Source organism: Novosphingobium aromaticivorans DSM 12444 (assembly GCF_000013325.1).
GTDB lineage: Bacteria > Pseudomonadota > Alphaproteobacteria > Sphingomonadales > Sphingomonadaceae > Novosphingobium > Novosphingobium aromaticivorans.
On sequence record NC_007794.1, the window covers coordinates 296,276 to 308,407 of the forward strand.

General features: G+C 67.9%; 9 protein-coding genes. 3 read left to right on the forward strand and 6 right to left on the reverse strand.

Annotated elements, in window-relative coordinates:
* Positions 1–19: 19 nt before the first annotated feature.
* Positions 20–2,857 carry a DNA polymerase I gene (gene polA, locus SARO_RS01395; protein ID WP_011443940.1) on the reverse strand — a complete coding sequence of 946 codons (2,838 nt, stop codon included), beginning with the start codon at positions 2,855–2,857 and terminating at the stop codon, positions 20–22.
* Between the two features lie 294 nt (positions 2,858–3,151).
* On the opposite strand from polA, the gene SARO_RS01400 reads away from it, so the two are divergent.
* A complete protein-coding gene (locus tag SARO_RS01400; protein WP_011443941.1) occupies positions 3,152–3,340 on the forward strand; it encodes a hypothetical protein in 189 nt (62 codons plus the stop codon).
* Positions 3,341–3,595: 255 nt separating this feature from the next.
* Here SARO_RS01400 and SARO_RS01405 read toward each other — a convergent pair whose 3' ends face one another.
* Entirely contained in the window at positions 3,596–4,561 is a 966-nt protein-coding gene (locus tag SARO_RS01405) for a serine hydrolase (RefSeq protein ID WP_143004815.1), read from the reverse strand.
* 220 nt (positions 4,562–4,781) lie between these two features.
* Here SARO_RS01405 and SARO_RS01410 point away from each other — a divergent pair, with 220 nt between their 5' ends.
* The gene (locus SARO_RS01410; RefSeq protein WP_011443943.1) at positions 4,782–6,113 is read left to right on the forward strand and encodes a phosphotransferase family protein; all 1,332 of its coding nucleotides are present in this window, start codon (positions 4,782–4,784) and stop codon (positions 6,111–6,113) included.
* Positions 6,113–7,414, forward strand: coding sequence for an acyl-CoA dehydrogenase family protein (locus tag SARO_RS01415; RefSeq protein WP_011443944.1), 1,302 nt, complete (start codon positions 6,113–6,115; stop codon positions 7,412–7,414). Before SARO_RS01410 ends, SARO_RS01415 begins: the two co-directional genes overlap by 1 nt.
* A gap of 34 nt (positions 7,415–7,448) precedes the next feature.
* Here SARO_RS01415 and SARO_RS01420 read toward each other — a convergent pair whose 3' ends face one another.
* The 4 genes from SARO_RS01420 to SARO_RS01435 all read right to left on the reverse strand — a co-directional run bounded on the left by SARO_RS01420 (position 7,449) and on the right by SARO_RS01435 (position 12,055).
* Complete coding sequence (locus SARO_RS01420; RefSeq protein ID WP_011443945.1) at positions 7,449–8,039, reverse strand: lysozyme; 591 nt, start codon at positions 8,037–8,039, stop codon at positions 7,449–7,451.
* Between the two features lie 204 nt (positions 8,040–8,243).
* Entirely contained in the window at positions 8,244–9,449 is a 1,206-nt protein-coding gene (gene metK / locus SARO_RS01425) for a methionine adenosyltransferase (protein ID WP_011443946.1), read from the reverse strand.
* Between the two features lie 40 nt (positions 9,450–9,489).
* On the reverse strand, positions 9,490–11,058 hold the full coding sequence (gene lnt / locus SARO_RS01430; protein WP_011443947.1) for an apolipoprotein N-acyltransferase: 1,569 nt from the start codon (positions 11,056–11,058) through the stop codon (positions 9,490–9,492).
* A gap of 82 nt (positions 11,059–11,140) precedes the next feature.
* On the reverse strand, positions 11,141–12,055 hold the full coding sequence (locus SARO_RS01435) for a DUF4167 domain-containing protein (protein ID WP_041549906.1): 915 nt from the start codon (positions 12,053–12,055) through the stop codon (positions 11,141–11,143).
* Positions 12,056–12,132: the final 77 nt, after the last annotated feature.

Below are 12,132 nucleotides of genomic sequence, written 5' to 3' on the forward strand. Positions count from 1 at the left end.
CCAGGGCCGGACTGTCGCCTCAGTGCGCCGCGCCCCACGACAGGCCGGTGCCGATCTCGACGCCCAGCGGCACGCTGAGCTTGACCGCAGGTTCTGCCGCCGTCGCCATCACGCGCTCGATCACGGGCTTCGCCGCCTCGACGTCGCCCTGGGGCAGTTCGAACACGAGTTCGTCGTGGACCTGCAGCAGCATGCGCACGTGGCCGAGGCCCGCTTCGGTCAGCGCGGGCATCATGCGGGCCATCGCGCGCTTGATGATGTCGGCGCTGGTGCCCTGGATCGGCGCGTTGATCGCAGCGCGCTCGCTGCCCTGGCGTTCGGCCTGGTTCTTCGAGCTTATGCGCGGGAACCAGGTCTTGCGGCCGAACAGCGTCTCGGAATAGCCGCGCTCGCGCACACTCTCCAATGTCTCGTGGATGTAGCGCTGGATGCCGGGGAAGCGTTCGAAGTAGCGGTCGATCATCGCCTGCGCCTCGTCCGCGCTGACGCCCAGCCGTCCGCCGAGGCCCCACCGGCTGATGCCGTAGAGGATAGCGAAGTTGATCGTCTTGGCCCGTCCGCGCGTATCGCGGTCGACCGTGCCGAACATTTCCATCGCAGTACGCGCGTGAATGTCCTCGCCGGCGGCGAACGCCTCCTTGAGCGCGGGCACGTCGGCCATGTGCGCGGCAAGGCGCAGTTCGATCTGGCTGTAGTCCGCCGCGAGCAGCACGTTTCCGGGCTCGGCGACGAAGGCATCGCGGATCTGGCGGCCTATCTCGGTGCGGATCGGGATGTTCTGGAGGTTAGGCTCGTTTGAAGACAGGCGGCCGGTCTGCGCGCCCACCAGGCTGTAGCTGGTGTGGACGCGGCCGGTGTGCGGGTTGATCGCGGCCTGCAGCGCGTCGGTATAGGTCGACTTGAGCTTCGAGAGCTGGCGCCATTCCAGCACCAGTGTCGCCACTTCGGCGCCCTGCGCGGCAAGGCCTTCCAGCACCGACTGGTCGGTCGAATACTGCCCGGTCTTGCCCTTCTTGCCGCCCTTGTAGCCCAGCTTGTCGAACAGCACTTCGCCCAGCTGCTTGGGGCTGCCGATGGTGAAGGACATGCCGCACTTCTCGTGGATCACGCCTTCGAGGCGCGCGATCTGGGCGGCGAACTCGGTCGACAGGCCGGACAGTCGCTCGCGGTCGACCTTGATGCCGTTGCGTTCCATCATCGCGACGACCGGGATCAGCGGCCGGTCGACCTTCTGGTAGATGCGCGTGCCGCCTTCCCCGGCCAGCCGCGGCTGGAACAGGCGGTGCAGGCGCCACGTCACGTCCGCGTCCTCGGCGGCATAGCGCGTGGCGTCGGCCAGCGGCACTTCGGCAAAGGAGATCGCCTTCTTGCCGGTGCCGCACAGCTCCTTGAACTTCATCGTCGTGTGCAGCAGGTGCCGCTCGGACAGCTCGTCCATCCCGTGCCCGGCAAGACCTGTCTCGCTGCGCCCCGCATCGAGGCAGAAGCTCATCACCATCGTGTCGTCGATGGGTGACACCATGATCCCCTGCCGGGCGAGGATGTTGAGGTCGTACTTGATGTTCTGGCCGACCTTGAGCACCGCGTCGCTTTCCAGCAGCGGCTTGAGCGCGGCGAGCGCCTCGGCACGGTCCACCTGCAGGGGCTTTTCCGCGAACATGTCGGAGCCGCCGTGGCCAAGCGGGATGTAGCACGCATCGTTGGGGCCCAGCGCGAGGCTTACGCCCACCAGGTCGGCGCGCATCGCGTCGAGCGCGCTGGTCTCGGTATCGATGGCGACGACCCGCGCTTCGAAGGCGCGGGCGATCCACTGCTGCAGTTCGCCCATCGACTGGACGCAGGCATAGGCCGAGAGGTCGGGCGCGGGCCACGAGGGTAGCGCCTGGCGGTTGCCTTCGGGCGCGGCGGGCGCAGCCTTGTTGTCGGGCTTGGCGGGGTTGAGCTGGGTCTTCGGCCCGGGGCTGCCCTTGCCGTCGTCCAGCCGCCGCAGCAGGCTGGTGAAGCCGTGTTCCTCGAGAAACGCGGCGAGCGGATCGCGCGGGATCTGGCCGAGCTTGAAGTCCTCGATCGGGACCGGCAGCGGGCAGTCTTCCTTGAGCGCCACCAGCACGCGCGAGAGGCGGGCCATTTCCGCCTGCTCGATCAGGCTTTCGCGCAGCTTGCCCGCCTTCATCGTCGGCGCGGCGGCAAGCGCGGATTCGAGATCGCCATGTTCCTGGATGAGCTTGGTCGCGGTCTTCGGGCCGATGCCGCGGATGCCGGGCACGTTGTCGACCGAATCGCCCATCAGCGCCAGCACGTCGCCGACCTTTTCCGGGGGCACGCCGAACTTCTCGACCACCTCGGGAATGTCGATGCGCTGGTTCTTCATCGTGTCGAGCATGTCGATGCACCCGCCACCGGTCGCGCACTTGCCGACAAGCTGCATCAGGTCCTTGTCCGATGAAACGATGGTCACGTCCCAGCCGCGCAGCGTGGCGGCGCGGGCGTAGGAGGCGATGAGGTCGTCCGCCTCGAGCGCGTCCTCCTCGATGCAGGCGAGGCTGAAGGCGCGCGTGGCATCGCGGATCAGCGGGAACTGCGGGACGAGATCTTCGGGCGGCGGCGGACGATTGGCCTTGTACTGGTCGTACAGGTCGTTGCGGAACGAGGTGCCCGCCTTGTCGAGGATGACCGCCAGGTGCGTCGGCCCGTCCGCCTTGTGCAGGTCCTCGGCCAGTTTCCACAGCATCGTCGTATAGCCATAGACCGCGCCGACAGGCACGCCGCGCGGGTTCGTCAGCGGGGGCAGGCGGTGATAGGCGCGGAAGATGTAGGCCGAACCGTCGACCAGGTAGAGATGCTGCTTTTCGTCCATCGGGGGGTGTTAGCAGGGCGGCACGGCCTCGTCATCGGGCCAGCACGAACAATTGCGAGAAGAGAATTTCGCCTTCGGTTCGGCGCGCGCGAAGGGCGCTTGAACGCCCCGAAATCGGGCAAAAAAAAGGCTGGCCGGCCCGCGCGATAGGCAGGTTGCGACAGGTTGCATACGTCTTGTGCTTGCAACGCGATGAATTGGCGATTAATTGGGTCGCGAAGTCTACCGGCTGAGTAGGCTTTGCGGCGGGCTGCTTGCCCGGCGCGGTTCACTTCAATCCAGGGATTGTAACGCATGCGCAAGCTCATCCTCGCCGCTGTCGCCGGCACCGCCTTTGCTCTCGCTGGCTGCTCGGAAAAGCCGGCTGAAGAAGCCACCGAAGCTGCTGTCGAAGCCACCGACGCTGCCACCGACGTCGCTGCCGACGCTTCGGGCGCCGCTTCGGAAGCCGCCGCTGACGCGAGCGAAGCTGCTTCGATGTAATCCCCGCCCGCAAGGGCAGGTTACACAGATAGGGGGGCGTGGCCGGTACCGGCTGCGCCCCTTTCTCTTTGCCTGTTTGTCTTTGCGGTCGTGCAGCAAGAGCAGCGTGGCGCGCTCAGGGAAGCCGGCATGCCGCAGATCCTGCGCATGCGGCATCGATCCGCTCAGGCGGCAGGCAGCTTCGCCATTGGAAGCGAAGCGGCAATCACGGGAAAGCCTGGCAATTCCGGCCCCGACCCAGGGGCGCAAGCGAGCCTAGCGGCGGACGAGGTCCTGCGTGCTCTTGGCGACGGGGGTGCTGTAGCCGTTGTAGATCACCCGCGTCATGCGCGCGATCAGGGCAGCGTGGGCGGCATGGCCCTCGGGGCCGGTCACGAAGAACGCCACCGCCAGGTGCCGACCGTCGGGAAGCCGGATGATGCCGACGTCGTCGGTCACGCCCGAAAGCGTCCCTGTCTTGTGCGCGACCAGCGTGCCGACCGGCAGGCCGGCGCGGATGCGGGTCTTGCCGGTGCTGGTCCGGGTCATCGTGTCGAGCAGGACGGCCCGGCTTTCGGGTGAAAGCACGCCGCCACGGTCGATCGCCGCGAGCAGCGCGATCATCGCGCGCGGAGTGCTGGACGTGCGGGTGTCGATCACCTTGGCCGGATCGATCCTGCCGTCGTCGCGCACCAGCGTCGCCATGGTGTGGTCCAGCCGCTGGCCGGTGATGCCGTTGCGCGTCAACCAGCGGTTGACGTTCTCGTACCCGCCGACGGCGTGGATCAGCCCGTCGGTCGCCTCGTTGTGGCTGCGGGTGATCATCAGTTCCATCAAGCTCTGCGCGGTCATCACAGTGCCGGCGCGCAGCGGTGCCTCGGCGGAAACCCGGCCCGTCTCAGCCACGCGCACCATCATCGGGAACTGCTGGTCGAGCCGGAAGTTGCCCTTTTCGACCTGTTCGAGGAACGTGGCGGCCACGGCGACTTTCGCCGTGCTGGCCATCGGGAAGGGCATGTCGCCGTTGACGAAGATCTGTCCGCCGCCATCGAGGTCCATCGCGGCCACGCCGATCCGGCCGCGCCCTTCGGCGGCGATCGCGGCGACCTGCTGCTGGATGGCCTGGTCGCGCTGGTCCTGGAGCGAAACCGTCGCGCGGCTCTGCACGGCTGGCACCGTTGCGACAAGCGCGGGCGCGGCGACCATGAGCGCTGCGATGATCCTTGCGGTGCGGAACTTCATGCGACCCTGATACCCCGATCCCGGTTTCCTCGTCTTTAACATAAGTAACGCATTGCGATTCCGCAGCAAAGTACCTTTGCACACACCTTGGCGCATGGGCCGCGCAGATTGGCGAATCGGATGGAACCCGAATGCCCGGCAAGATTCGCGCTGGACTTTAATCGATCGGTTAAGGATAGTCCCTCCGAAGGGTCGCAGAGAGGCCCGAGACGGAGGAGTGATGGAAGGCGCGCTGGCGAAGGTCATGGCGCGGGCGGGGTTTGCGGCGCCGGTCAGCGGCCTGCAGCGCCTCTCGGGCGGGGCCAACATGGAATCGTGGCTGTTCGCCTGCGGGGACGACCGCTTCGTCCTGCGACGGGCTCCCTCGGCCGAATGGATCGCCGCGCGGCCGCTGGACATGGCGGGCGAGGCGGAACTGATCCGCCGCGCCCATGCCGGCGGCGTCGCCGCTCCCGAGGTCGTGGCCGAGCTGACCCCGCAGGACGCCTTCGGCATCGGGTTCATCATGCGCTGCCTGCCGGGCACGGCAGACCCTGCCGTCGCCCTTGCCTCCCCGCCGGAACCGGCCGCCGATCTCGCCGCCGACCTCGCCGGGGCGATGGCGCGCATCCACGCGCTCGATCCGGCAAGCGTACCGTTCCTTCCCCGGCTTGAACCGGCAGAAGGCGTCGAAGGCCTTGCCCGCCAGTTCGCGGACGCGGGGGGTGATCGGCCGATCATCGCGCTGGGCCTCGCCTGGCTGCGTGCGCACCTGCCGCCGCCAGCCGCGCCGGTCGTCGTCCACGGCGATTTCCGTATCGGCAATCTCATGGTCCACGAAGGCCGCCTGTCGGGTGTGCTCGACTGGGAACTGGCGCATCTTGGCGACGGGCACGAGGACCTCGCCTATGGCTGCATGACGGTCTGGCGTTTCGGCCAGCTCGACCGCGAGGGCTTCGGGCTGACCGACGTTGCGACGCTGGCCCGCGCCTACGAGGCGGCGGGCGGCGAGCGGTTCGATCCCGCTCGTTTCCGCTTCTGGCTGGTCTACCGCACGGTGTGGTGGGCGCTGGGCTGCCTGTCGATGGGACAATCCTGGCGTAGCGGCACCGACCGCTCGCTCGAACGCGTGGTTGTCGCCCGGCGCTGCACGGAACAGGAACTCGACCTGCTGCTGCTGCTTGAAAGCGAGGCACCCGAGGCGGAGCGCGCGCGGCCCCTGCCGACGGATTGCCCGCCAGCCAATGCCGGTACCGGCGAGCCGTCGGCGGCGGAGATCCTCACTGCCGTGTCCGAATGGCTGGCGGCGACCGTGAAGGGCAAGCTCGACGGCCGGGAGCGATGGGAACTGGCGGTGGCGCAGAACGCGCTTGGCATCGTCCGCCGCGAGCTGGCGGGGCGTCCCGCCATTTCGGACAAGGCGCTCGCCGATTCGCTGCTGGCGGGGCACGAGGATCTTTCCACGCCCGGCCTGCTTGCCGCGCTGCGCCGCCGCGCGCTGTCCACCCTTTCCGCCGACATGCCCAAATATCCCGCGCTGGCACGCGCACGCACGCTCTGGGAGCACCGCTGATGGACTTCGACATTCCCGCCGATCTTGCCGCCTATGTCGCCGAACTCGACGCCTTCATCGAGGCCGAGATCAAGCCGCTCGAGGAGGCGGACGACAACATCCGCTTCTTCGATCACCGCCGCGAATGGGCGCGGACCGATTTCGAGAACGGCGGGTTGCCGCGCCACGAATGGGAGGCCCTGCTGGTCGAGGCGACGCGCCGCGCGGATGCCGCCGGCCACTGGCGCTTTTCCGCGCCCAAGAAGTACGGCGGCAAGGACGGCACCAACCTGTGGATGGCGGTGATCCGCGATCACTTCGCCGCCAGGGGGCTTGGGCTGCACAACGATCTCCAGAACGAACACTCGATCGTCGGCAACTTCCCCTTCGTGAACATGTTCGAGCATTTCGGCACGCCCGAGCAGCAGGACGAATTCATCAACGGCGGCTTTGCCAGAACCCGCCGCACCGCCTTCGGCCTGACCGAGCCGCGCCACGGGTCGGATGCCACCCACATGGAAACGCGGGCCGTGCCCGAAACGCGCGACGGGGTTCCCGGCTGGCGCATCGATGGCGAGAAGATGTGGACGACGGGAATGCACGTCGCCACCCACTGCGCCACGTTCGCGCGCACCAGCGGCGCGGACGGCGATGCGCGGGGCATCACCTGCTTCCTCGTGCCCAACCCGACCGAAGGGCTGGTGATCGAGGAATACCTGTGGACGTTCAACATGCCCACCGACCACCCGCGCGTCTCGTTCACCAATGTCTGGGTGCCGGACAGCGCGATCCTCGGGCCGGTCGGTGGCGGGCTCGCCATCGCGCAAAGCTTCGTCCACCAGAACCGCATCCGCCAGGCCGCTTCGTCGCTGGGAGCGGCCACGTTCTGCGTCGAGGAATCGGTGCGCTATGCGCGCGAGCGCAAGCCCTTCGGCGAGGAGCTGGCACGCAACCAGGCGATCCAGTTCCCGCTCGTCGAACTGGCCACCCAGTGCGAGATGCTGCGCCTGCTGATCCGCAAGACCGCCTGGGACATGGACCGCCTCGAAGCCGAGGAAGGCGGGCACAAGCGGATCGAGCGCGAGCTGTCGGACAAGGTGTCGATGTGCAACTACTGGGCGAACCGGCTGGTCTGCGAGGCGGCGGACCGGGCGATGCAGGTCCACGGCGGCATCGGCTATTCGCGGCACAAGCCGTTCGAACACATCTACCGCCACCACCGCCGCTACCGCATCACCGAAGGCGCGGAGGAAATCCAGATGCGCAAGGTCGGCGCCTTCCTGTTCGGTTACCTCGGGCCGAGGAGGGGCATGTTCGGGTAGCGGCGCGCAGGCGCCACCCGGACGCGGGACAGGATCAGTCGAACAGCCTGTCGAACCAGGTCTTCCGGGCCGTGGTATCGGCGAACAGACCCTCGACCAGCCCGCGCACTTCCACGCGGCGGCCCCTGGCGGGCTGGTACGAGGGCCTGGCGACGCCATAGACCAGCGCGGTGCCGTCCTCGCTCCACTTGCCGTCGAAGAACAGCGCCTGCTCCTTGCGGCGGCGGGGGAGCAGCGCGGCGGGGCGGGCCCAGTCGAGCATGGACTTGCGCGCGCCGTCGACGTCGCCTTTGACGAAGCGGCCGATCCAGCTCGCCCGTGCGATTGCGCCGGTGTTCCAGTGGAACGACAGCGCCGCGCCCAGTTCCGCCTCGCTCGGATCGTGCCGGCCGAAGGCGGCAAGAACCGGCGGCAGGTACCTTTCGCGCAGCAGCCACAGGTAGACGCCGATGCAGTGCTCCAGCGGCTGGGGCTTGTCCTTGTAGCGCGGGAAGACCTTGTGGCCGGAGGCGTCGGTGATCCCCACGCTCCAGGTCCATACGCCGACGCTGTCCTTGTAGGCTTCGGTGACGATGCCTTCGTGGGCGATCAGTTCGAGGGCGATGCGGGGGGTAAGCTCGCGCATGGGTTCGACTCCGTTCAAAAGCCGGAGTCGTGCGGATCGGCCTGCCTGTAGGAAAGCCGAGATGAAACCCATCAGGCCGTGCGTGCGGCGTCCGGTGCCTCTCCGGATGCCATGACGGCCCGTTTCGGGTTGCGAAACGGGCCGTTCGGGACCGCTCGTGTGCGGTCAGGTGCTTTTAGGTGCTTTTAGGTGTCGTTCGGGTCGTCAGGCGAAAGCGGCCTTCAGATCGTCCACCAGGTCGAGCCGTTCCCAAGGGAAGAAGTCGCCGTCCGCCTTGCGGCCGAAGTGGCCGTAGGCCGCGGTCGGGCGGTAGATCGGCTTGTTGAGGCCAAGATGCGTGCGGATCGCGCGCGGGGTGAGGCCGCCGAGCTTGGCAATGCCGAGGATCGCCTGCTCGATCTTGTCGTCGCCAACCGTGCCGGTCTCGTGCGTGTCGACATAGAGCGAGAGCGGTTCGGACACGCCGATGGCATAGGCGATCTGGATCGTGCAGCGCGTTGCGAGACCGGCCGCGACGACGTTCTTGGCGAGGTAGCGGGTGATGTAGGCGGCCGAGCGATCGACCTTGGTCGGGTCCTTGCCGGAGAACGCGCCGCCGCCGTGGGGCGCTGCGCCGCCATAGGTGTCGACGATGATCTTGCGGCCGGTGAGGCCGGCGTCGCCGTCGGGGCCGCCGATCTCGAACGAGCCAGTCGGGTTGATGTAGTACTTCGTCTCGCGCAGCAGGACCGGTGGGATCACCTCGGCGACCACGCGCTTCACGTATTCGTGAAGCTCGGCTTCCTTGCCGCCTTCGTCATAGCCGGGGGCGTGCTGGGTCGAGACGACGACCGCGGTGGCGGCGACGGGCAGCGAGCCTTCGTAGCGCAGGGTGACCTGGCTCTTGGCGTCGGGCTCGAGGAACGGGGCCGCGCCCGAGTGGCGATCGGCGGCCATGCGTTCGAGGATCTTGTGGCTGTAGTAGAGCGTCGCCGGCATCAGGTCGGGCGTCTCGTCGGTGGCATAGCCGAACATGATGCCCTGGTCGCCGGCGCCTTCGTCCTTGTTGTCGGCGGCATCGACGCCCTGCGCGATGTGGGCGGACTGGCCGTGCAGGCGGTTGATGAACTCGAGGCGTTCCCAGTGGAAGCCGTCCTGCTCGTAACCGATGCGCTTGACCGTATCGCGCACGGTCTTCTCGATCTCGTCCTGGGCGCCGGGAGCCCACTCGCCGTTCTCGTAGACGCCCTTGCAGCGGATCTCGCCGGCAAGGACGACGAGCTGCGTCGTGGTCAGGGTTTCGCAGGCGATGCGGGCTTCGGGGTCCTTCGACAGGAAGAGGTCGACGATCGCGTCGCTGATCTGGTCGGAGACCTTGTCGGGGTGTCCTTCGGAAACGCTTTCGGAAGTAAAGAGATAATCAGTGCGCATCGCCGGTCCTATATAAAGAAACCTTTATGTGACCTTCCGCTTAGCGTTTCCGCGCCCGCGTGGCAACCAGCGCGATCAAAAGAAGAATTGCGGCCCACCCAAGCGCAAGCGCGTTGCCAGTGCGCGCGAAAGGCGTCGGCGCATGGGCCGGAGGCACCTTTCCGTCGATCCGCCCCGCGCGGTGCTGGGGCAGGAACTGGCGCACGACGCCGTCCGCGTCGATCACCGCGCTGATCCCGGTGGTGGTGGCACGAAGCACCGGAAGCCCCTCCTCGATCGCGCGCATCCGCGCCTGGGCAAGGTGCTGCGGCGGCCCCCACGAACCGAACCAGCCGTCGTTCGAGGGGTTGAACAGGTAGTCCGGGCGGTTGGCGCGGTCGACTACCTGGCCCGAGAAGATAATCTCGTAGCAGATCTGGAAGCCGGCCTTGCCATGGGGGCCGAAGTCCACGGTGCGGGGGCCGGGGCCGCTGAGGAAGTCTATGCTGCCCGCCACCAGCCGCGACAGGCCAAGCGGTTCGAGAATGGTCCGCATCGGCAGGTATTCGCCATAGGGCACGAGATGCGCCTTGGCATAGCCGCCCCGGATCGCGCCGTTGCTGTCCAGCGCGGTCACGACGTTCCACGCGCCGACCACGCGGCCGCGCCGCTGCTCGAGGTCGGTCGTGCCGGTGAAGAGGAGGCTGCCCGGGCCGATGACGCGTCCGATCCGTTCGCGCGCCAGCGCGGGGTCGGCGGCATAGGTCGTCTCTTCGTACCAGAAGCGGGCATAGCCGGGGCGCAGGAAATCGGGCACGCCGCTTTCCGGCCAGAGCACGAGGCGGCGCTCGCCAGGGGCGCGGTGGAGAGAGAGCGCGGCGGTGTCGCGGAACTGGTTTTCGTAGTTGGCGGGATCGTTGAGCAGTTCCTGGCGGACGTCGGGCTGGACAAGCGTGAACGGCAGCGTTCCCTCGCGCCGCTCGCCATGGAGGGGCAGGACCATGAGGATGGCCGGGCCGAGGGCATAGGCGGCGGCGCCCCAACGGTTGCCCTTGCCCCATGCGCGAAGGCCGAACAGCCACCAGCCGCCAAGCAGCACCACCAGGCCCGAGAGCGCGTAAGTGCCCAGCCATTGGGCGGAAAGGGCAAGGCCGGGCCGTTCGAACCCGCCAAGCGTGACCATTGCCAGCGGATTCCAGGCAAACCCGGTGAAAATCCACGAGCGTAGCCATTCGGCCACGATCCAGCACGCCGCGAAGGCCGGGAGCAGCGCCGCGCGCCGGGTCCTTGCCAGCCACCAGCCGCCGAGCGTCGCAAGCGCCGGGTAGAGCGCCAGGTAGAGCGCGAGCAGGAACACCGCGATCCAGCCGAGCCAGGCGGGCATTTCGGCCTGATAGGTGAAGGCGGTCGCGATCCAGCCGTTGCCGACGGTGAAATGTCCCACGCCGAACAGCCAGCCCGCGAGCAGGGCCTGCCGCCAGGTCCTGGTCACGTCGATGCGGTGGACGAGAAAGCCGAGCGCGGCGAGCGTGAACGGCCACAGGCCGAGCGGCTGGAAGCCGCAGGCGGCCAGAGCGCCGGCCAGGATTGTGTAGAGATGCGGGCGGGGGATCGGACCGAGGCGTACCATGCCCGCCTGCTATGGGGTGCCTCGCCGCCTATCGCAAGCGGCGTGGCGTCGCCCCCCTCCCGCGAACGGGAGGGGTCAGCGATCAGCCTTCCACGGGCTCGGTGGCTTCCGGGGCAGGGGTCTTGCGGGGACGGCCACGCTTCTTCGGCGCAGGGGCGGCTTCCTCGGCTACGGGAGCCGGGGCAGCTTCGACGTCCTGCGCGGGTTCGCTGCGCACGCCGATAGACGGCGGCAGGCTCGACGCGTCAAGCGTGGCGGGTGCTTCGTCTTCGTTGCGGTCGCGGCGCTGGCGGCGTTCGCCACGGGGGCGCAGGCCGCGCGCAACGCGGTTGTCGCGCACGAACGGGTTCTCGCTCGCGTCGACGATGGGCTCGCCCTCGATCGCGGGGACGCCTTCGCCGGGGAGGGTCTCCTCCGCTGCCGCAACTTCGGTTTCGGCGTCACGGTCGCGCTTGCGGTCGAAGCGGCGGTTCTCGCGCCGGCCATCGCCGCGATCGTCGCGCTGCCGATCTTCTCTGGGCCGATCTTCACGGGGCCGATCTTCACGGGGCCGCTCGTCGCGGTCGCGGCGGCCTTCGCCACGATCCTGACGGTCGTCGCGCGGTTGGCGATCTTCGCGCTGCTCGCGGTCGTGGCGATGCGAGACCGGGCGGTCGAAAGCGGGGAAATCACCCTCGACGCTGAAATCCGCGCCATCGTCCTCGACGTCCTGGTCCTGCCAGCGCTCACCACCGCTCTGGCGGGCGCGCTGCTCTTCCTGACGAACGCGGGTGTCGGCGATCACGCGGAAATAGTGATCGGCGAACTGGAGGTAGTATTCGGCCTGCACGCGGTCGCCATTGAGGTGGGCGTCCTGCGCGAGCTTTCGATACTTCTCGAGCAACTGCGGGGCATTGCCCCGGGCGCGGCTGTCGATTCGGTTGAGCTGCTGGCCACCGTTCTGCGGGCGGTTGTTGCCACGACCGCGACGGCGGTTGTTACCACGATTGTTATTCAACTCAGGCACTTCCTTAAATGGGGCGGCCTCTCGTAAAGCTTGAGCAACCCGTATGCCGCGCAACCCTCCGCCACCGG